The organism is Stenotrophomonas sp. YJH_SMC_10 (genome assembly GCF_059371555.1).
Window position 1 is genome coordinate 66292 of sequence record NZ_JCAFUS010000002.1, and the last position, 22191, is coordinate 88482.

Consider the following 22191-nt stretch of genomic DNA (forward strand, 5'->3'; position numbering starts at 1 on the left):
GCAGGGCGGCCACCGGATGAACGCGTAATACCCGTTCAGCCTGCACGCCGAATCGGTGGGTCAATCCTCTACCATGGGCCACCCCGCCCGGACGCGCTCCCATGCAAGATGCTCTTGTTGCCCCGCCCAAGCCCCCGATTGCCAGGATCGCGGCCTGGTTGATGATGCTGCTGGGCATGTGGCTGGCGCTGAAACTGGGCCTGGTGGTGACCCTGCTGTCCGGCCTGCTGGTGTTCCAGCTGACCCACGTTCTGGCGTCCACCGTGGAAGGCAGGCTGCCGCCGGGACGGGCACGGGCGATCGCGGTGATCGTGCTGTCGGCGATCATCATCAGCGCGCTGGTGCTGGCCGGGATCGGCGTGGCCTCGTTCTTCCGCAACGAGACCGGCGGCCCGGACGCACTGCTGGCGCGGCTGATGGAGATCCTCAACACCTCGCGCCACCAGGTGCCGGCGCTGCTGCAACCCTACATTCCCGAAGACATGCCAGCGCTGCGCGCGGCGCTGAACGACTGGGCCGCCGAGCATCAGCGCCAGCTGGGCGTGGCCGGTACCTCGGTGGTCCAGGTGGGTGTGCGCGTGCTGATCGGCATGGTGCTCGGCGCCATGATCGCGCTGTATGACGAACTGCCGCTGCCGAAGATGGGCCCGCTGGCGCAGGAGCTGATCGGGCGCACCAGCCGCCTGGCCACCGCCTTCCGCCAGGTGGTGTTCGCGCAGGTGAAGATCTCGCTGCTCAACACCGTGTTCACCGCCATCTTCCTGCTGGGCGTGCTGCCGTTGTTCGGCATGCACCTGCCGCTGTCCAAGACCCTGGTGCTGATCACTTTCCTGGCCGGCCTGCTGCCGGTGGTGGGCAACATCATCTCCAATACCATCATCACCATCGTCGCGCTGTCGGTCTCGTTCTACGTGGCGGTGGCGGCGCTGCTGTACCTGATCGTGATCCACAAGCTGGAGTACTTCCTCAACGCGCGCATCGTCGGTGGCGAGATCCAGGCCCGCGCGTGGGAACTGCTGCTGGCCATGCTGGTGATGGAAGCGGCCTTCGGCCTGCCGGGCCTGGTCGCCGCGCCGGTGTTCTATGCCTACGTGAAGCGCGAGCTGGTCGACCAGCGCTGGATCTGACGCGGCTGGGCAGGACGCCATTGCCACGATCCGAGTGCCGGCGAGGCCTTGCCGTTGGGTTCGCGGCGGGTGCGCCATACCCACGGGCACGGTTGGCCCGGTAGCGGCTTGGCGCCCGCGTAGCCGGCCGCTACAGTGAGCGCACTTCAGGGGAATATTGCATGGCCCGCAAGGCGTCGCCCATTGGATTGCGGACCTGGGTCTGGATCCTGGCCGGGCTGTTCGTGGTCTGTACGCTGCCCTTGATGGCCATCGCGCTGGTGCAGGGCACGCTGCGCTTCACTGCCGCCGAGGACAATCTGGTCAGCCTGCGCCAGCTGCGGCAGACCTTTGACCTGGCCAACCGGGTGTCGGCCGAACGCGGCCCGGCCAACAGCCTGCTGGGGGCAGACCCGGCCGATGCGGACGAACAGGCACGGCTGGCAGCACAGCTGGCGGTCGCGCGCCGGCGGGTCGACGCCGCCCTGCTGCAGCTGGACACCGTGTCGAGGGCCGATCCGGACGTGGTCGGCGCGCACGGGCTGCTGGCCGACGCGCGACGTCGCCTGCACTCGGCGCGGGCCGCGGTGGACCGGGTGGCGGCACAGCCGCAGGGTGCACGCCGGGTGGAGGACGTGGAGCGCGCGATCAGCAGCATGTTCGCCGTGGTGGACCGCCTGCACGTGCTGACCTCGGCGCAGATCAACGCACTGGTCAGTGCCGACCGCGAAGCAGCGATTCCCGCGATGCAGGGCCAGGTGCTGATCGACCTGCGCGAACATGGGGGCCGCCTGGCCTCGAACGTGATGGCGCCGGTGGCGGTCCCGGGGGCATGGCGTGATGAACAGGTCCGCGCCGCATTGCAGACCGAAGGCCGCCTGCTGGAGCTGTGGCGGCTGGCCGGCAGCCATGAAGCGGTGTACCGCAGTGATCCGGGGCTGTCCTGGCATTGGGACATGGCGCGCCGGCAGTTCTTCGGCGAATCGCTGCCGATGATCGAACGGCTGATCGACGATGGCCGGCGCGGCGTGCGCCCGCCGTGGACCGCCGCCGAGTTCACCGCACGCTATGTGCCGACCCTGCAGTCGCTGGAAGCGCTGCGCGATGGTTACCTGACCGTGGCCATCGCCCGTTTCGAGCACGCCCGCAACCGTGAAGCCATGCGCCTGGTGGTGCTGGTGGCAACGGCACTGGGTACGCTGGTGGTACTTGGCGTGGCCCTGCGCATTGCCCACCTGCAGATCCTGCGGCCATTGCTGCAGGCGCAGAAGCAGGTGGTCCAGATCGCCTCGGACGCGCCCGGTCCGGCGCAGCACGTGACCCACCCGCTGGCCGAGATGCAGCGCCTGTTTGATGCCATCGAAGTGCTGCGCGAAAAGTCGCGGGAGCGCTCGGCCCTGACCAGCGAGCTGCGCCAGCTGGCCGGCACCGATGAACTGACCGGGTTGTTGAACCGGCGCGCGCTGGACGAGAGGGTGCAGCAGCGCCACGCTGACGGCGGCAACAGCGCGGTGGTGATCCTGCTCGACGTGGACCGTTTCAAGGCGATCAACGACGGCCATGGCCATGATGCGGGCGACCAGGTGCTGGTGCAGGTGGCGCGCCTGCTGCAACGGCACCTGCGGCGCAGCGACAGCGTTGCCCGCTACGGTGGCGAGGAGTTCCTGGTGCTGCTGGCCGATGGCGATCTGGCCGGCGGGCGCCAGCTGGCCGAATCGCTGCGCGTGGCACTACAGCAACTGGACATCGCACTGGCCGGTGGCAACGTACTGCGCGTTACCGCCAGCTTCGGTGTGGCCGAGGGCGGGACCGATGCACTGGGCTGGCGCACGCTGCTGCGCGCTGCGGACGCGGCCATGTACCGGGCCAAGGCACAGGGGCGCGACCGCGTGCGCGTGGCCGGCGGTGGCCGCAACCTGCGCTGAGCAGTGCATCAGCCGATGCGTGCATGCACGCGCCGAAGCGTCCGCGCGATCATGCGGCGCGCAATCGGCCGTGGCACCGACAGCCCGCGCCAGCGCAACGCGCCCACCCGGAAGGTAGCGCTGGCGGTGGCCAGCACCTTGCCGGTCGGATCGGTCAGCCAGCCGCGGGTGAAGGCGATGCTGCCCTTGCTGTGCTCGACTTCGCCCCAGCCGATGATCCGCCCGGGCCGCGCCGGGCTGACGAAGCTGGTCTTGGACTCCACCGTGACCGCGATGCGATTGGCCGGCAGCGTGGCGTAGATTGCCGGCCCCATGCAGTCATCGAGCATCGCAGACAGGAATCCCCCCTGCACGTTGCCCATCGGGTTGGTCAGCAGCGGGCGGGCCTCGAATTCGACCTGGATGCGGCGCCGTGCATCGTCGTAGTCGACGAAGCGCCAGCCAAGCAGGGTGCCGGCCTGGGAACGCGGCAGATCACCGTTGACCACGCGGTAGAAGATCGATTCGGGATTCATGGCGGAGCCTCGTGGGGAGGGGGGAGGGGAACTCACCGGGACAACGACAGCACGGCCAGCACGAAGCCGAGGAGCGACAGCAGCACCACGGCCGCGCCGGTGGATACCGGGGTACGCGCACCGGTGCGTCGCCGCACGCCGGAGGCGACCAGCACCGGCGGGACGGTGGCGACCAAGCAGAACAACTGGAACGCCAGCAGCTGTGGCAGCGCGAAGTGACCGCCGAAGAAGATCAGCCAGGCCAGCATCACGCCGGCGCCGGCCAGCGCGATCCAGCCTGCCCCCACCACGCGGATGAGGGCCATCACCAGCACCTGCATGCGGGGTTCAACCGCAGCCCAGGGCAGGCCGACCGCCTGGCCGTGGTAGGGCATGAAATCGGAACGCCTCAGGTAGGCCGCGGCGAACAGCGCGACAATGACGAACGCCAGCAGGTAGCAGCCGAACGCGAGCCAAGCGAACAAGTCCATGTGGAGGCCATGCGGTTGCGGAGGAGTCGCCGCCCGCACGCCGGCGGCCATGCCGGTCGTGCGACGGGGTTGCGCGATTCTGGGGCAGCACGCCGTTAGGGACGCGTCGCGGCTTGCAGGGCCGTTCCTCCATCTGCCGTTAACGCCAGTGTGGTGTTGAGGCATGCGTCACGCACGCGCCATGCGCTCTATCTCGTTTCCTGTGAAGAGGCCGCAACTGGCCATCCACGCTTCGGTCACCGCGCTGCGCAGAGGCTGGGATTCCATCCGATGAAGGACGACGTCATGACCCAGCTCACCCTGCCCGAACTGGCCAAGAAAATGGCCGGCATTGATTTCACCCTGCTGCAGACCCATGCCGGTGGAGAGATTGCCGGCCGTCCGATGAGCAACAACGGCGACGTGGACTATGACGGTGACAGCTGGTTCTTCACTACCGAAGACACCGACATGGTGAGAGAGATTGAAGCTGACCCGGCCGTTGCCCTGGGGTTTTCCGGCAGCAAATCGTTGCTGGGCAAGCCGCCGCTGTTCGTGCACGTGCAGGGCAGGGCTGCGCTGGTGCGCGATCGCGCCACGATGAGCCAGCACTGGGTGAAGGACCTGGAGCGCTGGTTCGAACAGGGCGTGGATACACCGGGGCTGGTGCTGATCCATGTGCGCGCCAGCCGCATCCACTACTGGGATGGTGAGGACGAGGGCGAGCTCACAGTCTGACCCGGCGGTGGTAGGGCAACGCAGCCGTTGCGCGCCGCGCCCGGGCTTTGCCATCCTCCCCGCTGCGTTCCGCACCGTGGAGTTCCAATGCGCCCTGCCATCTGGCTGATCCTGGCCCTGCTGCCTGCCCTGGCGGCAGCGCCGCCTGCACGCGCAGCCAAGGCCAACGCACAGCCGCAGGACTCCTTCAGCGAGTTGTTCGATACCGCCTGCATGCAGCACATCGGCGCGCCGGCGCGGTTGCAGTCGTTGATGGAATCCAACGGGCTGTCGCCGCTGCCGCCGGCCGAGGCCGCGACCCTGCTGCAGGGGCAGCCGGGCGTGGCCTGGATGGTGCCGTTGGCCAGCGGCCGTTATGCGGTCAGCTGGGCCGATGATGGCACCTGCTCGGTGTATGCGGAGAAGGCCGACGCGGCAGTGGTGCAGAAGGGTTTTGCACGATTGGTGCAGGCCGCACCGAAGCCCTTGCAGGCACGCTCGCTGCCGGGCCGTGGGCCCTTGTCGGCCGACCAGGTGGCGATCCAGTACGGCTGGGCCGCGCCGGGACAGGCCAAGCTGCAGGCGCGCTTCCGGCTGGTGACGCGGCAGGCGCCGGAGGCTGGCGTGCAGGCGATGGCCTCGGTGACGCCCGGTGAGGCGATGCGGGAGCAGAGCACGCCGGGGCCCTGATCGGAACCCCCGAGCACGGTTCAGCCTTTCACGCTGGTTGTGGTATATCGTTTATCGATAAATCCACCCGGGGCGGCGAGGCCGCTCCAATGCCGGAGGCCGCTTGACCGCTCGTCCCGCCCGCGCCAGACCGGCGCGAGGCCTGTTTACCCTGGCCCAGGCCGCCGTCCAGGCGGTGCGCGCGATGTGCTGGCTGGGCATCCTGGCCGCACTGCTGGCCGTGCCGCTGGTCGCCCACGACCGCCGCTGGCTGCTCGACAGCGTCCATGACGCCGGTGCCGCCGCCGCGCACGGCAATGACCTGTTCCTGCATTTCTGCCTGGGCCTGGGCGCAATCGTCGCGCTGCTGGTGCTGTGCCTGCTGTTCCTGCGCCATCTGCTGCGGCTGCTGAAATCGGCGGCGCGCGAGCGGCCGTTCACCCACGCCAACGCACAGCGCCTGCAGCGCATGGCCTGGCTGATGCTGGCGATGGAGCTGCTGTCGATCCTGATCGGCGCCTACGCGGCCTGGATGGGCCCCGACTTCACCTGGATGGAGGTGGGCGGCGGCATGTCGATCACCGGCCTGGTGGCGGTGCTGATGCTGTTCGTGCTGGCACGCGTATTCGCTGTGGGCGCGGCGATGCGCGATGACCTCGATGGTGTCATCTGATGGCGATTGTCATCACCCTGGACCGCATGCTGCAGGAACGGGGCATGACCCTGTCCGAGCTGGCCGGTCGCATCGACATCACCCTGGCCAACCTGTCGATCCTGAAGACCGGCAAGGCGCGCGCCATCCGCTTTTCAACCCTTGATGCGATCTGCCGCGAGCTGCAGTGCACGCCCGGCGACCTGCTCGGGCATGACCCGGCGCAGGCGCAGGACGCGGACTGAGTGGACACCCTTTTCCCCTACCTACTGAAGAAACGGACCTGAAATGGAATGGTTGGCTGACCCCTCGATCTGGATGGGCCTTGCAACCCTGGTCGTGCTGGAGATCGTTCTCGGCATCGACAACCTGGTGTTCATCGCGATCCTGGCCGACAAGCTCCCACCGCACCAGCGCGACCGCGCGCGGGTGATCGGCCTGGCGCTGGCGCTGCTGATGCGGCTGGTGCTGCTGGCTGCACTGGCCTGGATCATGAAGCTGACCGCGCCGCTGCTCACGCTGTTCGACCACAGTTTTTCCGGGCGTGACCTGATCCTGCTGGGCGGTGGCCTGTTCCTGCTGTTCAAGGGCACCATGGAGCTGCACGAACGGCTGGAAGGACGCGAACATCACGAGGACGGCAAGAAGGTCTACGCCAGTTTCGCGATGGTGGTGGCGCAGATCGTGGTGCTCGATGCGGTGTTCTCGCTGGACTCGGTGATCACTGCCGTCGGCATGGTCGACAACCTGGGCGTGATGTATACGGCCGTGACCATCGCCATGGCGCTGATGCTGCTGGCCAGCAAGCCGCTGACCCGCTTCGTCAACAAGCATCCCACGGTGGTGGTGCTGTGCCTGGGCTTCCTGCTGATGATCGGCTTCAGCCTGGTGGCCGAAGGGCTGGGCTACAAGATCCCGAAGGGCTACCTGTACGCAGCGATCGCCTTCTCGATCCTGGTCGAGGCGTTCAACCAGTGGGTGCGTTTCAACCGCGAGCGCAACGAGCGCCGCCTGCCGTTCCGCCAGCGCACCGCCGATGCCGTGCTGCGCATGCTCGGCGCGCGCCCGGCCAATGGCCAGGACGATGAAGGCGTGGACGCGCAGGTGGACGCTGAAGAGCGCCTGCAGCCGGCCGAACACGAGATGATCCGCAGCGTGCTCGGCCTGGCCGATCGCCCGGTGTCGAGCGTGATGACCGTGCGCGCCGACGTGCAGTGGATCGACCTGGCGCGTGGGCAGGAGGACGTCGTGGCGCGCCTGGTGGCGTCGCCGCATACCCGCCTGCTGGTGGGTGAGGGTGACCTGGACAGCCTGCGTGGCGTGGTGCAGAGCCGCGATCTGCTGGCCGACCTGCTGCAGGGCAGGCCCCTGCACCTGGAAGGCAACCTGCGCGAACCGCAGTACGTGCTGTCCAGCGCCAGCGCATTGCAGGCGCTGGAGCTGATCCGCCAGCATCCGGTGCCGCTGGCCGTGGCGGTGGACGAGTACGGCAGCGTGGAAGGACTGGTGACCGCCAACGACCTGCTGGCGGCGATTGCCGGTGACCTGGTCGATACCCAGGACGAGCGCTATGGCGTGGTCGCGCAGGGCGAGGGCCAGTGGGAGGCCGACGGTGCATTGACCCTGGACGACCTGCAGCGCCTGGCCGGCGTGTCGCTGCCGCGCAGTGCCGACTACATGACCATCTCCGGGCTGGTGCTGGAGCAGCTGGGCCGGCTGCCGGACATCGGCGATGCGGTGGAGGTGGCGGGCGTGCGCATCACCGTGCTGGCGATGGAGAAGCGCCGTATCGCCCGCCTGCGGGTGGAACGCCTCGACGGAATGGCCTGACCCACCTGTTGTTGTAGAGCCGAGCCCAGGCTCGGCTCTACACAGCACGACCCGCAGCCGTCACCATGGCGGCCCGCTTTCTTTCCAGGATGGTTGCAGTGCTGAGTACGATCGGTTTGTTGATGGGCCTGTATGTGGCCTGGCGCCTGTTCTGGCCACTGCGCATGCCCACTTGGCTGAAGGTCGTGCTGTCGCTGCTGCTGGTGGGCGTAGCCGTGCAGCTGCGTATCGTCGCCACCTTCTGGGGCACGATGGCGTCGCCGGAAATTCCGAAGCTGGCCATCGCCACGCTGGCCACCGGCTCCACGGCGGTGTTGCTGCTGGCGTTGCTGATGCTGGCGATGGATGTGGGCCTGCTCGCGTCCCGCCTGCTGCGCTGGCCTCGTGCGGTCGCCGCATTGCGCACGCGGCGCTTGCGGCCGGCGGCTGGCGTGCTGGCCCTGCTGGTCAGTGGTTATGGTGTCAGCCAGGGCATGGCAGTGCCCCAACCCCGGCAGATCGACGTGAGCATTGCCGGGCTGCCCGCTGCGTTCGACGGCTATCGCGTGCTGCAGCTGACCGACATCCATGCCAGCCGTCTGCTGACCGGCGACTGGGTGCGCAGGGTGGTGGATGAGAGCAACGCATTGACGCCGGACCTGATCGTGATCACCGGCGATCTGATCGACGGCAGTGTCGGGGCCCGCCGTGACGACGCGCGCCCACTGGCGGACCTGCGGGCGCCGGACGGTGTCGTCGCCATCACCGGCAACCACGAGTATTACGCGCAGTACCAGGCATGGATGCAGGCGTTCCGCGCGCTGCACATGCAGGTGCTGGAGAACAGCCACCTGCAGGTGCGGCGTGGCGACGCGGCGCTGACCATTGCCGGGGTCACCGATCCGGTGGCCGCACGCTACGGCCTGCCGCTGCCGGATCTGGACGCCGCCTTGACCGGCGCCGATCCCGCCGCGCCGGTGATCCTGCTCGATCACCGCCCGCGCAATGCGGGCGAGGCAGCGGCGCGCGGCGTCAAACTGCAGCTGTCCGGCCATACCCACGGCGGGCAGATCATCGGCATGGACCAACTGGTGAAGCGGGCCAATGGTGGCTTCGTCTCCGGCCGCTACGACGTGGATGGGATGACGCTTTACGTGAGCAATGGTGCGGGCCTCTGGGCCGGTTTCCCGGCACGCATCGGCGTGCCGTCGGAGATCACTCTGGTGACACTGCGCCGCGCACCGTGACCTGAAGTGGGTCAGATCCCTTTTCCTGGGGAAAGGGATCTGGCCCCGGGTCGTCACGCCGTCCGCAGCGGTGGCCGCGCATGCGCGCTTCGGCGCAGCGCCTGCGCCCGCTTGGCGATCCAGCGCACCACGAAGGCGGTGAACAGCAGTGCCGACGGCACCGCATACCAGACGTTGCCCGGCACGCGCTTGAAGTACGAGTAGGTGAACACCGCCGCGATGATCCACATGCCGGTGACGTGCAGGCGACGCCAGGCGGTGGGCCCCATGCGCCGGGCAAGCCCCCGGTGCGAGGTGATGGCCAGCGCCAGGATGGCGAGGTAGCCCACCGTGCCTGGAAAGTTGGCCAGCGCGGATCGTGCAGGCCAGAACGCCGGATTGAGGATGCCGAAACTGGTGATGGCGACTGCGTGCAGCAGGTGCGAGAACGCGAAGGACAAACCGACGGTGCGCCGTTCGCGCAGCAGGAACCGGGTGAATGGGCCCGGTAGCAGGCTGGCGAACGACGATGCCGTGAACGCCGCCAGGAACAGCAGGAACGACGTGCGTGCAGTGACCCGGATCGCCGCACGGCTGCCTTCGGCTGCATCGGGATGCAGGGCGAAGGCCGCCAGCGCGAACGCGATCAGGACCACGGCGATGGCCACGAACAGGCGACAGCCGTGCAGGAAGGGAGTATTGGATGCAGCCATGGTGAGACCTCGAAGTAGGGGGCGGGTCGTGCCGGCCGCCGGCCGGTCAAGGAACGGGTAGTACCGGCCGCCGGCCGGTCAAGGAACGGGTAGTACCGGCCGCTGGCCGGTCAAGGAACGGGTAGTGCCGGCCGCTGGCCGGCAACCTCAGGAAGAAGGCAATGCAACCAGCACGCCTGCCGCGCACAGTTCGTCCAGAACGGGCGCGCAGGCCACGCGCAATGCATCCGTTGCCACGCCATGTGCCTGGGACAGCGCCCGCAGTGCCGCTTCCACAGCGGCGCCGTCGTCACCGAAGACCGATAGCAGCGCGTAGGCCAGCGGCGACAGTTGCTCGACCTGCAGGCTGAAATCGGCGAGGCGCCGGATCAGCAGCAGCGTGGGCGCAGCGCTCAGCACCGACCCCGGCCCCTCGTCCTCGTGCACCGGCCACTGGTAGCCAAGCACTCTTGCCAACGGCGACACCGCCAGCACATCACTGCCCACGGCAGCGCGGCACAGCGCACGCCCGGCGTCACGCGCTTCGATGTACAGCGACTGCCGTGTGCTCTCGTAGTGCGCCAGTTCCGCCGCCCAGCCCGGCAGTGCCAGCGTGTCCTGCACCGCCAGCCAGGCCGCGAACTCGTCGGCGATCCGTGGGAACAACGGGGTCTGGCAGGTGTGGCGGGCGTAGTAGTGCTCCACCGTGTCGCGCCAGCGCGGCGTGCCCAACTGCTGTCGCAGGTGCGGCAGGCTGCCGGCCAGCAGAGTGTCCAGGCTGTCGATGCACAGGCGGCGGTATACCGCCAGCCTGCGTGCCTCGATGCCATCGGGTGCGGCCGCTGATGGGTCGCGCACATGGTCGGCCCAACGCCGTTGCAGGGTGGCCAACGACTCAGCCATGGACCACCTCCGGCCAACGTGCCTCAACCTGCACCTGGCGGATCTGCGCAACCTCGGCCAGCAGCTCGGCCAGTGGCGGGAAGTTGAAGTCGCGTTCGAGCAGCGTGGGACGCACGCCCACCCGCATGTAGGCCTCGCGCAACAGCGCCCAGACCACGCCTTTCACCGGCGCACCATGGGTATCGATCTTGAAGCCATCGTCTTCATCGAAGTGGCCCGCCACGTGCAGCGAGGCGACACGCTGGGCCGGCACGCGGGCCAGGAATTCGAAGGCGTCGTAACCGTTGTTGCAGGCGTTGACGAAGACGTTGTTGACGTCCAGCAGCAGGTCGCAGTCGGCCTCGGTGAGCACGGCGTTGATGAAGTCGATCTCGCTCATGTCCGCGCCGGGAACGGCGTAGTAGGAGATGTTCTCCACGGCGATGCGCCGCCCCAGCACGTCCTGCACCTGGGCGATGCGACCGGCGACATGGTGAACGGCCTCGGCAGTGAATGGCAGTGGCAGCAGATCGTAGACGTGGCCACCGGCGGCGCAGTAGCTCAGGTGTTCGCTGTACAGCTGTACCTGGTGCAGGTCGAGGAAGGCACGGGTCTGCGCCAGCAGGGTACGGTCCAGCGGATCAGGACCGCCCAGCGATAGTGACAGGCCGTGGCAGGTCAAGGGGTGCCGCTCGCTCAGCTGGCGCAGCGCGGCGCCATGGGCACCGCCGACGCCGATCCAGTTGTCGGGGGAGACCTCGAGGAAGTCGATGCTGCCGGCCGGTGTTGCCAGCAGTTCGTCGATCAGTCCGCGGCGCAGGCCAAGGCCGGCAGCAGTGGGGGGCAGGGGCAGGGACATGGCGGATGCTCCAGCGAGAGGGCGCCGCCCTGATGGCGGCGCCGGTTGGACGTCGATCAGTCGGCAACGCGGGCGAACAGGCCCTTGGGCATCGGCTTGCCGTTGGCGGTGTAGACGCTGCGCAGGTAGTCGTGCGCCTCCTGTTCGCTGATGTAACCGTCGTGGTCGGTGTCGATGCGGTCGAATTCGGCGGCACGCGTGGCAGCCACAGCGTTGAACTCGGCACGCGAGACCCGGCCGTCGTGGTCGCGGTCGGTGCGGGCAAACGAGGCGTCGCCGCACTTGCCTTCGCCACACTGGCCCTCGGCTACCTTGGCCTTGCCGGCGGGCTTGCCGGTGGTGGTCTTGTTGGCCCCGCACTTGCCTTCACCGCACTTGCCTTCGGCGGCGGCGCTCATGGCCACCGCGCTGATCGCCAGCGGCTGGATCGCCGCGGCCTGGCCGGCCAGCAGCAGGCCACCGGCCAGGGCGATGCCGATGGCACCGATGCGCGGCAGGCGGGAGGAAGAAGTGTTCTTGGTCGAGACGGACATGGTGGTGACTCCTTGGGAAAGCACGCGGGGCGTGCGGGATGGACGCCGCCGAAGAGGCGACGGAAAGCGAAGCGCGCGGGAACAGGGGAGTCGCCTCAGGCGGCGCGGCGACGGCGCAGCAGATGGCCCAGCAGCAGCACACCGCCGAGCAGGGCACCGCCGAAGCCGATGCCGGGCAACAGCGCGGCAACCGGCAGCAGCAGGGCGATCAGGCTGACGCCCCAACCCAGGCCGTCATTGCCTGCCGTGGCGCGGCCGGGGCCGGCCAGCAGCCGGTCCACGCTGAGTGCGCCACCGCCGTTGAGGATCAACGGCAGCAGCATGGCCAGGAACAGCAGCGGCAGCTTGAAGTTGCCGTAGCCCTGGTCGGTGATCGCATAGCCCTGCCAGAGTTCACCCAGGCCGTTCCATTGGTCGGGCCAGTGCACGGCGGCGATGGCAACGATGGTGAGCACCCAGAAGACGTAGGCCACCGAGCGCGTGGCCAGGCCAAGCAGCAGCATCACTGCACCCACCAGTTCCAGCCACGTGGCCAACTGCCAGTTCAGCGACGCGGGCAGGGTGGAGAACGGGAACGGGAAGCGGCCTTCCAGGTCGGCGAACCAGTTCTGGCCGCCCAGCTTCTCGCGGCCGGATTCAAAGAACTCCCAGGCCAGCAGCGTGCGCAGCGCCAGCGGTGACAGCCAGCGGCCGACGGCGTCCAGTCGGGGGGTATATACGGAAGAGGCGGTGCTGATCATGGTGGTGTCCTGCGGGCCAGTGGTCGATGGAGGCCATTTCAGGCGGCGCAGGTATCGGCAACGTGTGCCGTTTTCCGGAGTTTTGTCAGCGACTGTGGCCGCGCCCGGGTTTCGTACAGTCAGATACAAAGACGATGCGTTGAGCCACATCGGGTCGTTGCGCGCCTGCGTGCGGGGAGCGATATCCACCCGGCAGCGCCCGGCCACGACCGGCGCCGGAATGTATCCCACTGTAGAAACCCGCCTGCGCCCTACAGTCCGGTACAACTCCGCGCCACGGAGAAACAGCGCCGATACACCGGCAGGCGGAAATGGCCACTCCCAACACCGGAGTGCTTCCCCATGATCCGTACCTCGTTGCTCGCCGCCGCTCTCGCCCTTGCCGGCGCCGCCGCCCCCGCCTTCGCTGGCCAGGCCGATACCGCTGCACCGCCCACCGTCATCCTGGTGCACGGCGCGTTCGCCGATGGCTCCAGCTGGAGCAAGGTCATCAGCACGCTGCAGGACTGGAAGCTGCCAGTGGTGGCCGTGCAGAATCCGCTCACCTCGTTGGCCGACGACGTCGCCGCCACCCGCCGCGCGATTGCCGCCGCGCCCGGCAAGGTGGTGCTGGTCGGCCACAGCTGGGGTGGCACGGTCATCACCGAAGCGGGCAATGACCCGAAGGTGCAGTCGCTGGTGTACGTGGCGGCCTTCGCGCCGGATGCAGGGCAATCTTCGGCGCAACAGGGCGAAGGTTTTCCGGTCGGTCCGGGCCTTGCCCGACTGCAGGAAAGGGACGGCTACCTGACGTTGCCGGCCGATGCCATCGCCCAGGACTTCGCGCCGGATGTGATGAAGAAGTCCGCCACGCTGCTGTACAGCACACAGGTCCCGTTGAAGGCCAGCGCGCTGAGCGACGTGGTGAGCGTTGCGGCGTGGCGCAGCAAGCCGAGCTGGTACGTGCTCAGCCGCGATGACCGCATGCTGTCGCCGCAGCTGCAGGCCGCGACCGCACGTCGCATCGGTGCACAGCTGCAATCGATCGGTAGCAGCCATGTGTCGCTGCTTTCGCATCCGGCGCAGGTGGCTGACAGCATCCTGGAAGCGGCGGGAGTGAAGCCGGCAGAGCTGCCGCTGGCCGAGCAGGGGGGCTGAGCGATGACCGCGCTGCGTGCGTACGCGCTGCCGTTGCTGATGGGACTGCTGGGTGGGGCTGCGCTGTTGATGGCCTGGCCGAGCCCGGAGGCCGATGCGCAACCGGCCCAGGCCGTTCCCGCTGCCGGGTTCGATGGTGGCGGGCCCTGGCACAACAGCACGCCGCTCACACTGGAGCAGTTGCGGGGGCAGGTGGTGCTGGTCGAGTTCTGGACCTACACCTGCAGCAACTGCCTCAACGTGGCGCCGTATGTACACCAGTGGCATGCACGCTACGCGCCGCAGGGGCTGCGGGTGATCGGCGTGCATACCCCGGAGTTCGCCTATGAAGGGCTGCCTGGCAACGTGCGCAAGGCCATCACGCGGCTGGATATCACCTGGCCGGTGGTGCAGGACAACCAGTACCGGATCTGGAATACCTGGGGCAACCGCTTCTGGCCCGCGCTGTACCTGCTCGACCGGCAGGGGCGGGTGGTCTACCGCCATTACGGCGAGGGCGACTACGCACGCACTGAAACCGAGATCCAGCGCCTGCTGGCCAGCCCCTAAGCCGCGCTACCATGGCCGCGCAGCGCGGCCCTGACCTCCGTCTTCATCGAGAACGCAATGAACCACGTACCGCATATCCTGGTCGTCGACGATGACAGCGAGATCCGCCAGATGCTGGCCGATTACCTGCAACGCAACGGCCTGCGCGTGAGCCAGGCCGACGGCGGCCGGGCCATGCGCGCGCTGATGGATACCCATGCCGTGGATCTGGTGGTGCTGGACGTGATGATGCCGGGCGAGGACGGCCTGAGCCTTTGCCGCAACCTGCGCGCCGGCAAGCATCGCGCCGTGCCGGTGGTGCTCTGACCGCCCGCGACGACGAAACCGACCGCATCATCGGGCTGGAAATGGGCGCTGACGACTACGTGACCAAACCGTTCTCTTCGCGCGAACTGCTGGCACGCATCACTGCGGTGATCCGCCGTACCCGGATGTTGCCGCCGAATCTGCAGGTGAGCGAAGCCGGTCGCCAGCTGGCCTTCGGCGAGTGGCGCCTGGATACCACCGCACGCCATCTGCTGGATGCGCAGGACACCGCATATCCACTCAGTGGCGCCGAGTTCCGCCTGTTGCGCGTGTTCCTCGACCACGCCAATCGGGTGCTCAGCCGCGACCAGCTGCTCAGCCTCACCCAGGGTCGCGATGCCGAACTGTTCGATCGCTCGATCGACCTGCTGGTCAGCCGCGTGCGCCAGCGCCTGGGGGATGACGCGCGCGAGCCGACCTACATCAAGACCGTGCGCAGCGAAGGCTATGTGTTCAGCGTGCCGGTGCAGTTGCTGGGGCCGGACGAATGAACACCGCCGCACGCCGCCCACGCTGGCCGCGCACGCTGTCGGCGCGGCTGCTGCTGGTGCTGCTGGGCGGACTGGCGCTGGCCCACGCACTGTCGTTCGGCCTGCTGTTCTTCGAACGCGACCAGTCCACCCGCAGCATGATGCTGCGCAACCTCGACGAGGATGTGGCCGTGAGCGTCGCGTTGCTGGAACACCTGCCCGCAGACCAGCGCGCGGCCTGGGTGCCGCGGCTGGAGCGGCGCACCTACCGTTACCTGCTGCGCCCGGCTGCGGCCGGACCCGGGCTGCAGACCGATCGCGCACGCCAGGTCACCACGGTCATCGATGACAGCCTGCAGCACCGCTATCCGTTGCAGGCGCGCCAGGTGGCTCGCCTGCCGGAGCGGTTCGAGGTGGAACTGCGCCTGCACGACGGCACCCCCGTAACCATTGAAGTCACGCCGTCGGGGCTGCCGCTGGCGCGTTGGTTGCCCGCCGTGCTGCTGGTGCAGCTGGCGCTGCTGCTGGTGTGCGCGTGGCTGGCAGTGCGCCTGGCCATGCGGCCGCTGCAGCAGCTGTCGCATGCGGTGGAGCATCTGCAGCCGGGCAAGGACGGGCCGGCACTGCCTGAAGATGGCCCTGCGGAAGTGGGCGGCGCGGCGGCCGCGCTCAACGCACTGCAGGCACGCATTCGTGGCCATGTCAGTGAGCGCCTGCAGATCCTGGCCGCGATCTCGCATGACCTGCAGACCCCCATCACGCGCATGAAGCTGCGGGTGGAGGCCCTGCCTGAAGACAGCACCCAGCAGCGGCTGCTGGCCGACCTCGACCACCTGGGGCAACTGGTGCGTGAGGGCGTGGCCTATGCGCGCAGCAGCCACGTCGCCAGTGGCGCGCCAGTGGCGATGGACCTGGGCGCATTCCTGGCCAGTGTCGTCGGCGACTACGAGGACATGGGCAAGCCGGTCAGTGGTGGTGCGCCCGCTGGACTGGTCGTGCAGACCTGGCCGCAGCCGCTGCGCCGGGTGGTCGGCAATCTGGTCGACAACGCGTTGCGTTACGCCGGTGCCGCCGAGATCGAGGCCGGCCGTGATGACGCCGGCAGAGTGTGGATCAGCATTTCCGACCGTGGCCCTGGCATTCCCGAGGACCAGCTGCAGGCAGTGCTGGCGCCGTTCCATCGGCTGGAAAGCTCGCGCAACCGCGATACCGGTGGCACTGGCCTGGGACTGGCCATCGCGGTGCAGCTGGCGCAGTCGCTGGGCGGCTCGCTGCAGCTGTACAACCGGGAGGGCGGCGGGCTGCGGGCGGAATTGCAGTTGCCGGGCTGAGTTGCTCGGTCCTTGGGTTCGCGGGCAGGCGCACGCCTGCTTCCGCTTCGACGACGAGGGCGTCACCGGCCATGAAGTCCAGTACATGCCGGCAATGGATGGCCGATGACCGGTATTTCACCCCGTCCGTGCCACGCTGCATGCAACGTGCCCAACCAGGATCGAAGCTGTTGAAGGCGAAGAGGCAATGACCGCGGCGCGGCAGCGCTCGATGTGGGTGGCGGGCCTGTCCACGGTGGTGGAGTGGTACGACTTCACCCTGTACCTGTATTTCGCCACGGTGTTGTCGCGGGTGTTCTTCGGTGGCGGCGAACAGGCCCTGCTGGTCACCCTGGCCGGCTTTGCCGTGTCCTACCTGATGCGCCCCTTGGGCGCGCTGTGTTTTGGCCACCTGGGTGACCGGCTTGGCCGGCGCTGGATGCTGCTGGCCTCGATGGCGTTGATGGCTGCGGCGATGCTGGCCACCGCGCTGCTGCCGACCGCGGCCACCGCAGGCACCCTGGCGGGCGTGCTGCTGCTGGTACTGCGCTGCGTGATGGCGTTCTCGGTGGGCGGCGAATACACCGGTGTCGTGGCGTACCTGCTGGAAAGCGCACCGGCGCGACGGCGGGGCCTGGTGACCTCGCTGGCCTCGGCGGCCAGTGAGGTGGGCGCGCTGCTGGCGGTAGCGATCTCCGCGCTGACCGTGGCGCTGCTGCCCACCGCGCAGCTGGACAGCTGGGGCTGGCGCATTCCGTTCTTCGTCGGCGCGGCGCTGGCCCTGGTGATCCTGGTTGCGCGCTCGGGCATGCACGAATCGCCCGAGTTCGAACGCCAGCGGCGCGAGGGCAGCATCCCGGCCACGCCGCTTCGGCACGTGCTGCGCAACCATCCGCTGGCGGTGGCGCGCACCTTTGCGATCTCCGCCTTGGGATCGATCACCTACTACGTGGGCATCACCTACGTACCGGCCTTCCTGCATGCGCGCGGCCACGATGAGGGCGATGCCCTGTGGCTGTCGACGATCGCGGCGGTCGCGGTCATCGCCATCACACCGTTGTGTGGCGCGTTGTCCGACCGGGTCGGACGACGGCCGATGTTGTTGGGCCTGACCGTGCTGGCGGCGCTGCTGCCGCTGTCCCTGTTCGCGTGGATGGCACAGGCGCCGCCGCTGGGCATCGCGTTGGCCGCGGTGCTGCTGGCCTGCGTGGCCGGCGGCGTAAGCGCGGTGGCGGCACCGGCCACGGCCGAGCAGTTTCCCGGCGAAGGCCGGGTCAGCGGTCTGGCGCTGGGCGTAACCATGGCTACGGCGGTGTTCGGCGGTGCGACGCCGTGGCTGGCGCAATGGTGGGTGGAACGCAGCGGCTGGGCAGCAGCGCCAGGCGCGATGATCGCGCTGGTGGCGGTGCTGGTGCTGCCGGTGCTGTGGACCCTGCCCGAGACGGTCCCGGGCAGGGCCAAGCGCTAGCGGGTCAGACCTTGAGGGTCTGCTCGATGTCGGCCAGTACCGCGGCCGCATCCACGCCGATGGCGATCGACTGCACCACGTGGCCGTCCCACACGCTGGGACCGAATGCCAGGCCTTCCGGCTTGGGAATGGTCATGCCGCGGGCAACGCCGTCGGTGGCCACGCGCACGCTGGCGCGTTCGAACTGGAACAGCTCCGGTCGGGTCAGCGCGATGCAGGCGCAGCAGTCGTGCACGACCATGCCCTTGTGGCCGGCCTGCAGGTAGAAGTCCACGTAGTCCTGCGACAGCGCGCGCACCAGTTCGGCATCGGCACCGCCGATCGCAGCCAGCGTGTCCAGGCCGTCACGGTCCATTTCCACGCGGGTGGTCACGTCCAGGCCGATCGCGGTGACCGGCCAGCTGGCGGTGAACACCACGTCGGCCGCTTCGGCGTCACCCCAGATGTTGGCCTCGGCGGCCGGGGTGATGTTGCCGTTGACATGGAAGGCGCCGCCCATGATCACCACCCCGCGCACCAGGCCGGCGATGTCCGGGGCCTGCTGCAGCGCCAGCGCCAGGTTGGTCATGCGGCCGACCGCGACCAGGGTCACTTCGCCCGGATGGGCGCGGACCAGATCGATGATCAGCTGATGGGCCGGGCGCGCATCGGCGGCCACGTCCAGACGGGCCGGCACCGGATGGTTGCCCAGGCCATTGTGGCCATGGATGTGCACTGGCCAGGCTTCCGGGGTGGCCTCCGGCTGCAGCGGGCCTTCGGCGCCGCGTGCGACCGGAGCGGCAAAGCCCCAGGCCTGCTTGAGGTACAGCGCATTGTGCGTGGTCGACTCCACCGAGGCATTGCCGAAGGTGGTGGTGACGCCGATCAGGTCAATCTGGGCGTGCTTGTGCAGGTACAGCAGGGCCAGGGCGTCGTCGACGCCCGGGTCGGTATCGAAAATGACTTTCAGCATGTTGTTGTTCTTCTTCTTCCGTGTGGTGCGGGGGGCGCCGGCGGCCCGCAGGCAGGCCGGCGCGCCCTGCATTGTCCCATCTTCATGACGGGCAGGGCCATTGCCGGAGGGGCAGGCCATAATGCACGCAGTCCAGGCACGGAGTCGCCGAATGCTGATCGTTGCCCTTCTGCTGGTGCTGCTGGTGCTGGGCCTGAACGTGGTGGCCACCGTGGTGATCGCCAGGCGCGATGGCCTGTCGGCGGGCGGCCGGACCGTGCAGTTGCTGCTGGTCTGGCTGCTGCCGGCGGTCGGCGCGATCCTGTGCATGGCGGCGGCCACGGCCGACGGCTCCGGGATCCGGGGCGACAACAGTCTCGGCGGTGGCTACGATCACGCGGGCGGCTACTCCGGCGACGGCGCCAGCCAGCACAGCCATGGCAGCCCGGATTGCGGCAGCGACGGTGGCAGCGGCGACGGCGGCAGCTGCGGTGGTGGCGATTGACGAGACGTTACGGGATGCCGGCCAGCGGCCGGCACTACCCAACCACGGCCACGTCCGGTAGTGCCGGCCGCTGGCCGGCAACCACATCCGCTCAGCCGCCGCCTTCGGCGGGCAAGGGCCCCCGGCACGTTCAACAGCCCAACCAAGCTCACGTCCGGTAGTGCCGGCCGCTGGCCCGCAACCACATCCCCTCAGCCGCCACCTTCGGCGGGCAAGCTCCCCCGGCACGTTCGACTGCCCAACCAAGCTCACGTCCGGTAGTGCCGGCCGCTGGCCGGCAACCACATCCGCTCAGCCGACGCCTTCGGCGGGCAAGCGCCCCCGGCACGTTCAACGGCCCAACCAAGCTCACGTCCGGTAGTGCCGGCCGCTGGCCGGCAACCACATCCGCTCAGCCGCCACCTTCGGCGGGCAGGCGCCCACGGCACGTCCAACAGCCCAACCAAGGCCCCGTCCCGGTAGTGCCGGCCGCTGGCCGGCAACCTCTTCCGCTCAGCCGCCGCCTTCGGTGGGCAACGGCGCCGGTACGTTCAGCAGCCCGCCTGCCGCCACATAGGCGGCCAAGGCCTGGCCCTGGCTGAGCAGGTGGCGTTCCATGGTGCGTTCGGCGGCCTGCGCGTCGCGGCGACGGAAGCACTCCATCAGCTCGCGGTGCTCGGCCAGCGATTGCGCGGTGCGCCCCGGGGTCAGCAGCTGGCGGCCGCGATGCATCTTCAGGATGCGGTGCAGGTCGTGGGTGATGCGGATCAGCCACGGATTGCCGGCGTAATGCTGCACGGTTTCGTGGATCAGGTAGTTGTTGCGGTAGTACTCGGCGATGTTGCCCTCGGCCGCCGCCGCTTCCATCGCCGCATGCAGGGCCTCCAGCTGTTGCACGCCGGCATCGTCGATGTGCCTGACCGCCTCGTGGGCGCAACGGCCTTCCAGCATGGCCATCACCGGGAACAGCTGGTTGAGGTCTTCCAGCGTCAGCCGGGTGACCCGGCTGCCACGACCGGCATCGATCTGTACCAGGCCTTCGGCTGCCAGCAGCTTCAACGCCTCGCGCAGGGGCGTACGGCTGATACCCAGTTCTTCGCACAGCGCGGGCTCGTCGATCCACTCGCCCGGCGGCAACCGGTAGTCATAGATGCGCTCGCGCACGTGTTCGGCCACCTCTTCGTACAGAGGCGCGCGCTTCTTCGGTGACCGCGGGGCAGGGGCAATGGCCATGCGCAGAGTGTAACGCCAGGTCGCGCCGGCCAGCGGCCGGCACGACCCGATGGCAGTTACATCCAGCCCGGCACCACGAACACCAGCCAGGCCAGCAACGGCCCCAGCGCCACCACCAGGCCGCTGTACACCAGGAAGCGACGGAACAGGCTCTCGCGCTCTTCCTTGGCTGCCGAAGCCACCACCAGTGCGCCATTGGTGGAGAACGGGCTGACATCGACGATGGTGGACGACACCGCCAGCGCGCAGATCACGCCAGCGGCGCTGAGGTGACCCTGCATCAGGAACGGCACGGCCAATGGAATCGTTGCGCCGAGCACCGCGGCCGACGAGGCGAATGCGGAGACGATGCCGCCGACGTAGCAGACCAGAAGCGCGCCGAGCAGCGGGATGCCGATGTCGGAGACGCCGTTGCCGATGAAGTCCACCGCGCCGGCATGTTCCAGTACGCCGATGTAGGTCACCACGCCGCAGATCAGCAGCACGGTGGACCAGCTGATGCCGTCGACCGCGCCCTTCTGGCTCTGCGGCGACAGCAGCGCCAGCGCCACCGCCACGGTGATCGAGACCAGGCCGACGTTGAGGTTGTAGATCAGCGCGGCCACGCCCAGGCCGAGCAGGCCGATCAGGGTGAACAACCGCTCGCGGGTCAGGCTGACCGCATCCAGTGCCGCCGGATCGTTGGACAGGGTGCCGCCGCCCGCCGCGACCAGCGCGCCATGGCCTTCGATCGCGAACTGGCGCGATGACGCCTGCGGGCCACCGGCCATCGCCAGTTCCGCACTGCCGATCGTTCCTGCTGCGGTGATCGAGCCGCGACGCAGCAGGGCGATGCCACCGAAAGCGAAGAAGCAGATCGTCGCCATCATGAAGTTGAAGCCCAGGCTGGTCAGGAACACTGCCATCTCGGTCACTTCCAGCCCGGCTTTCTGCACCACGCCATTGGTGATGCTGCCGTACACGCTGATGGGCGAGAAGCCGCCGGCCTGCGCACCATGGATGACCAGCAGGCCCATCATCAGTGGGTTGATGTTGTACTGCTTGGCAAAGCGCAGGGCGACCGGGCCGATGATCGCGACCGCCGCCGGGCCCAGCGCGCCGAACGCGGTGAGGACCGCGGTGATCACGAACATCACCCACGGAATGGCCACGATATGGCCGCGCACCGCTTTCACTGCCCAGTGCACCAGCAGGTCAATGGTGCCGTTCTTCTGCGCGATGGCGAACAGGTAGGTGATGCCGACCAGGGTCAGGAACAGATCGCCGGGAAAGCCGGCCAGGACCTCCTTGCCGCCCATGTCGACCCACAGCCCGCCGATGATGAAGGCCAGCGCGAAGGCGACGGCCCCCATGTTGATCGGCATTGCCGTGGCGACGATGAACATGATCACCAGACCGATGATCGTTGCGATTTGTGGACTCATGCGCCCTCCCAGACACGTGACTCACGTACAGCGCGGATGGAGACCCGCCATCCCCGGGGTAAGGCGACGTACAGCGTGTTGCGTGATACGTACTGCTCGAACCCG

General features: G+C 68.4%; 23 protein-coding genes and 1 pseudogene. 14 read left to right on the plus strand and 10 right to left on the minus strand.

Annotated elements, in window-relative coordinates:
- Positions 1 to 101 precede the first annotated feature (101 nt).
- Positions 102 to 1127, plus strand: a complete 1026-nt coding sequence (locus AC5P9C_RS03620; RefSeq protein ID WP_049467349.1) for an AI-2E family transporter — start codon at positions 102 to 104, stop codon at positions 1125 to 1127.
- Between the two features lie 161 nt (positions 1128 to 1288).
- Positions 1289 to 3031 (plus strand): GGDEF domain-containing protein, encoded by a 1743-nt coding sequence (locus tag AC5P9C_RS03625; protein ID WP_343541161.1) that lies wholly within the window; start codon positions 1289 to 1291, stop codon positions 3029 to 3031.
- Positions 3032 to 3039: 8 nt separating this feature from the next.
- Here AC5P9C_RS03625 and AC5P9C_RS03630 read toward each other — a convergent pair whose 3' ends face one another.
- Together AC5P9C_RS03630 and AC5P9C_RS03635 are read right to left on the minus strand one after the other, a co-directional pair.
- Positions 3040 to 3546 carry a PaaI family thioesterase gene (locus AC5P9C_RS03630; protein ID WP_049467345.1) on the minus strand — a complete coding sequence of 169 codons (507 nt, stop codon included), beginning with the start codon at positions 3544 to 3546 and terminating at the stop codon, positions 3040 to 3042.
- 32 nt (positions 3547 to 3578) lie between these two features.
- Positions 3579 to 4016, minus strand: a complete 438-nt coding sequence (locus AC5P9C_RS03635; RefSeq protein ID WP_049467343.1) for a hypothetical protein — start codon at positions 4014 to 4016, stop codon at positions 3579 to 3581.
- A 285-nt stretch (positions 4017 to 4301) separates the two neighbouring features.
- Here AC5P9C_RS03635 and AC5P9C_RS03640 point away from each other — a divergent pair, with 285 nt between their 5' ends.
- The 6 genes from AC5P9C_RS03640 to AC5P9C_RS03665 all read left to right on the plus strand — a co-directional run bounded on the left by AC5P9C_RS03640 (position 4302) and on the right by AC5P9C_RS03665 (position 9089).
- The gene (locus AC5P9C_RS03640) at positions 4302 to 4733 is read left to right on the plus strand and encodes a pyridoxamine 5'-phosphate oxidase family protein (RefSeq protein ID WP_343541163.1); all 432 of its coding nucleotides are present in this window, start codon (positions 4302 to 4304) and stop codon (positions 4731 to 4733) included.
- 87 nt (positions 4734 to 4820) lie between these two features.
- On the plus strand, positions 4821 to 5402 hold the full coding sequence (locus tag AC5P9C_RS03645) for an NMCC_0638 family (lipo)protein (RefSeq protein ID WP_074726551.1): 582 nt from the start codon (positions 4821 to 4823) through the stop codon (positions 5400 to 5402).
- Positions 5403 to 5586: 184 nt separating this feature from the next.
- Positions 5587 to 6054: a DUF2975 domain-containing protein gene (locus tag AC5P9C_RS03650; protein WP_049467337.1), complete on the plus strand. Its 468-nt coding sequence runs from the start codon at positions 5587 to 5589 to the stop codon at positions 6052 to 6054.
- Positions 6054 to 6278 (plus strand): helix-turn-helix domain-containing protein, encoded by a 225-nt coding sequence (locus AC5P9C_RS03655; RefSeq protein ID WP_005408494.1) that lies wholly within the window; start codon positions 6054 to 6056, stop codon positions 6276 to 6278. The genes AC5P9C_RS03650 and AC5P9C_RS03655 overlap by 1 nt, the downstream gene beginning before the upstream one ends.
- A 43-nt stretch (positions 6279 to 6321) precedes the next feature.
- Entirely contained in the window at positions 6322 to 7863 is a 1542-nt protein-coding gene (locus AC5P9C_RS03660) for a TerC family protein (RefSeq protein WP_343541164.1), read from the plus strand.
- 89 nt (positions 7864 to 7952) lie between these two features.
- The gene (locus AC5P9C_RS03665) at positions 7953 to 9089 is read left to right on the plus strand and encodes a metallophosphoesterase (protein WP_495205105.1); all 1137 of its coding nucleotides are present in this window, start codon (positions 7953 to 7955) and stop codon (positions 9087 to 9089) included.
- A 53-nt stretch (positions 9090 to 9142) separates the two neighbouring features.
- On the opposite strand, the gene AC5P9C_RS03670 is transcribed toward AC5P9C_RS03665, so the two are convergent.
- The 5 genes from AC5P9C_RS03670 to AC5P9C_RS03690 form a co-directional block, all read right to left on the minus strand.
- Complete coding sequence (locus tag AC5P9C_RS03670) at positions 9143 to 9781, minus strand: ferric reductase-like transmembrane domain-containing protein (protein WP_343541166.1); 639 nt, start codon at positions 9779 to 9781, stop codon at positions 9143 to 9145.
- Between the two features lie 147 nt (positions 9782 to 9928).
- Positions 9929 to 10663, minus strand: coding sequence for an HvfC family RiPP maturation protein (locus AC5P9C_RS03675; protein WP_343541169.1), 735 nt, complete (start codon positions 10661 to 10663; stop codon positions 9929 to 9931).
- Complete coding sequence (locus tag AC5P9C_RS03680; RefSeq protein ID WP_164688164.1) at positions 10656 to 11501, minus strand: HvfB family MNIO-type RiPP peptide maturase; 846 nt, start codon at positions 11499 to 11501, stop codon at positions 10656 to 10658. The genes AC5P9C_RS03675 and AC5P9C_RS03680 overlap by 8 nt, the downstream gene beginning before the upstream one ends.
- Before the next feature lie 56 nt (positions 11502 to 11557).
- Positions 11558 to 12034: an HvfA family oxazolone/thioamide-modified RiPP metallophore gene (locus tag AC5P9C_RS03685; RefSeq protein ID WP_414615220.1), complete on the minus strand. Its 477-nt coding sequence runs from the start codon at positions 12032 to 12034 to the stop codon at positions 11558 to 11560.
- A 95-nt stretch (positions 12035 to 12129) separates the two neighbouring features.
- A complete protein-coding gene (locus AC5P9C_RS03690) occupies positions 12130 to 12774 on the minus strand; it encodes an HvfX family Cu-binding RiPP maturation protein (RefSeq protein WP_049469733.1) in 645 nt (214 codons plus the stop codon).
- Positions 12775 to 13116: 342 nt separating this feature from the next.
- Between AC5P9C_RS03690 and AC5P9C_RS03695 the strand changes: the two genes are divergently transcribed.
- The 5 genes and pseudogenes from AC5P9C_RS03695 to AC5P9C_RS03715 all read left to right on the plus strand — a co-directional run bounded on the left by AC5P9C_RS03695 (position 13117) and on the right by AC5P9C_RS03715 (position 18014).
- Positions 13117 to 13911, plus strand: a complete 795-nt coding sequence (locus tag AC5P9C_RS03695; RefSeq protein ID WP_343542368.1) for an alpha/beta fold hydrolase — start codon at positions 13117 to 13119, stop codon at positions 13909 to 13911.
- Between the two features lie 3 nt (positions 13912 to 13914).
- Entirely contained in the window at positions 13915 to 14460 is a 546-nt protein-coding gene (locus tag AC5P9C_RS03700; RefSeq protein ID WP_312580393.1) for a redoxin family protein, read from the plus strand.
- A gap of 57 nt (positions 14461 to 14517) precedes the next feature.
- Positions 14518 to 15257, plus strand: a pseudogene (locus AC5P9C_RS03705) (response regulator).
- Positions 15254 to 16567, plus strand: coding sequence for a sensor histidine kinase (locus AC5P9C_RS03710; protein WP_343542366.1), 1314 nt, complete (start codon positions 15254 to 15256; stop codon positions 16565 to 16567). The pseudogene AC5P9C_RS03705 and the gene AC5P9C_RS03710 overlap by 4 nt, the downstream one beginning before the upstream one ends.
- Before the next feature lie 187 nt (positions 16568 to 16754).
- Positions 16755 to 18014, plus strand: a complete 1260-nt coding sequence (locus AC5P9C_RS03715; RefSeq protein WP_053462433.1) for an MFS transporter — start codon at positions 16755 to 16757, stop codon at positions 18012 to 18014.
- 4 nt (positions 18015 to 18018) lie between these two features.
- Here AC5P9C_RS03715 and AC5P9C_RS03720 read toward each other — a convergent pair whose 3' ends face one another.
- Positions 18019 to 18966, minus strand: coding sequence for a nucleoside hydrolase (locus AC5P9C_RS03720; RefSeq protein ID WP_053462647.1), 948 nt, complete (start codon positions 18964 to 18966; stop codon positions 18019 to 18021).
- Positions 18967 to 19117: 151 nt separating this feature from the next.
- Between AC5P9C_RS03720 and AC5P9C_RS03725 the strand changes: the two genes are divergently transcribed.
- Complete coding sequence (locus AC5P9C_RS03725; RefSeq protein ID WP_343542363.1) at positions 19118 to 19450, plus strand: hypothetical protein; 333 nt, start codon at positions 19118 to 19120, stop codon at positions 19448 to 19450.
- 492 nt (positions 19451 to 19942) lie between these two features.
- Here AC5P9C_RS03725 and AC5P9C_RS03730 read toward each other — a convergent pair whose 3' ends face one another.
- Both AC5P9C_RS03730 and AC5P9C_RS03735 read right to left on the minus strand, forming a co-directional pair.
- Entirely contained in the window at positions 19943 to 20662 is a 720-nt protein-coding gene (locus AC5P9C_RS03730) for a GntR family transcriptional regulator (protein WP_049441166.1), read from the minus strand.
- A 56-nt stretch (positions 20663 to 20718) separates the two neighbouring features.
- Positions 20719 to 22086 carry an SLC13 family permease gene (locus AC5P9C_RS03735; RefSeq protein WP_049465216.1) on the minus strand — a complete coding sequence of 456 codons (1368 nt, stop codon included), beginning with the start codon at positions 22084 to 22086 and terminating at the stop codon, positions 20719 to 20721.
- Positions 22087 to 22191: the final 105 nt, after the last annotated feature.

Bases quoted from the DNA above. Each gene is read 5' to 3' on its own strand.
- AC5P9C_RS03620 (WP_049467349.1), top strand. From the start codon at position 102: ATGCAAGATGCTCTTGTTGCCCCGCCCAAGCCCCCGATTGCCAGGATC.
- AC5P9C_RS03625 (WP_343541161.1), top strand. From the start codon at position 1,289: ATGGCCCGCAAGGCGTCGCCCATTGGATTGCGGACCTGGGTCTGGATC.
- AC5P9C_RS03630 (WP_049467345.1), bottom strand. From the start codon at position 3,546: ATGAATCCCGAATCGATCTTCTACCGCGTGGTCAACGGTGATCTGCCG.
- AC5P9C_RS03635 (WP_049467343.1), bottom strand. From the start codon at position 4,016: ATGGACTTGTTCGCTTGGCTCGCGTTCGGCTGCTACCTGCTGGCGTTC.
- AC5P9C_RS03640 (WP_343541163.1), top strand. From the start codon at position 4,302: ATGACCCAGCTCACCCTGCCCGAACTGGCCAAGAAAATGGCCGGCATT.
- AC5P9C_RS03645 (WP_074726551.1), top strand. From the start codon at position 4,821: ATGCGCCCTGCCATCTGGCTGATCCTGGCCCTGCTGCCTGCCCTGGCG.
- AC5P9C_RS03650 (WP_049467337.1), top strand. From the start codon at position 5,587: ATGTGCTGGCTGGGCATCCTGGCCGCACTGCTGGCCGTGCCGCTGGTC.
- AC5P9C_RS03655 (WP_005408494.1), top strand. From the start codon at position 6,054: ATGGCGATTGTCATCACCCTGGACCGCATGCTGCAGGAACGGGGCATG.
- AC5P9C_RS03660 (WP_343541164.1), top strand. From the start codon at position 6,322: ATGGAATGGTTGGCTGACCCCTCGATCTGGATGGGCCTTGCAACCCTG.
- AC5P9C_RS03665 (WP_495205105.1), top strand. From the start codon at position 7,953: ATGGTTGCAGTGCTGAGTACGATCGGTTTGTTGATGGGCCTGTATGTG.
- AC5P9C_RS03670 (WP_343541166.1), bottom strand. From the start codon at position 9,781: ATGGCTGCATCCAATACTCCCTTCCTGCACGGCTGTCGCCTGTTCGTG.
- AC5P9C_RS03675 (WP_343541169.1), bottom strand. From the start codon at position 10,663: ATGGCTGAGTCGTTGGCCACCCTGCAACGGCGTTGGGCCGACCATGTG.
- AC5P9C_RS03680 (WP_164688164.1), bottom strand. From the start codon at position 11,501: ATGTCCCTGCCCCTGCCCCCCACTGCTGCCGGCCTTGGCCTGCGCCGC.
- AC5P9C_RS03685 (WP_414615220.1), bottom strand. From the start codon at position 12,034: ATGTCCGTCTCGACCAAGAACACTTCTTCCTCCCGCCTGCCGCGCATC.
- AC5P9C_RS03690 (WP_049469733.1), bottom strand. From the start codon at position 12,774: ATGATCAGCACCGCCTCTTCCGTATATACCCCCCGACTGGACGCCGTC.
- AC5P9C_RS03695 (WP_343542368.1), top strand. From the start codon at position 13,117: ATGATCCGTACCTCGTTGCTCGCCGCCGCTCTCGCCCTTGCCGGCGCC.
- AC5P9C_RS03700 (WP_312580393.1), top strand. From the start codon at position 13,915: ATGACCGCGCTGCGTGCGTACGCGCTGCCGTTGCTGATGGGACTGCTG.
- AC5P9C_RS03710 (WP_343542366.1), top strand. From the start codon at position 15,254: ATGAACACCGCCGCACGCCGCCCACGCTGGCCGCGCACGCTGTCGGCG.
- AC5P9C_RS03715 (WP_053462433.1), top strand. From the start codon at position 16,755: ATGACCGCGGCGCGGCAGCGCTCGATGTGGGTGGCGGGCCTGTCCACG.
- AC5P9C_RS03720 (WP_053462647.1), bottom strand. From the start codon at position 18,966: ATGCTGAAAGTCATTTTCGATACCGACCCGGGCGTCGACGACGCCCTG.
- AC5P9C_RS03725 (WP_343542363.1), top strand. From the start codon at position 19,118: ATGCTGATCGTTGCCCTTCTGCTGGTGCTGCTGGTGCTGGGCCTGAAC.
- AC5P9C_RS03730 (WP_049441166.1), bottom strand. From the start codon at position 20,662: ATGGCCATTGCCCCTGCCCCGCGGTCACCGAAGAAGCGCGCGCCTCTG.
- AC5P9C_RS03735 (WP_049465216.1), bottom strand. From the start codon at position 22,086: ATGAGTCCACAAATCGCAACGATCATCGGTCTGGTGATCATGTTCATC.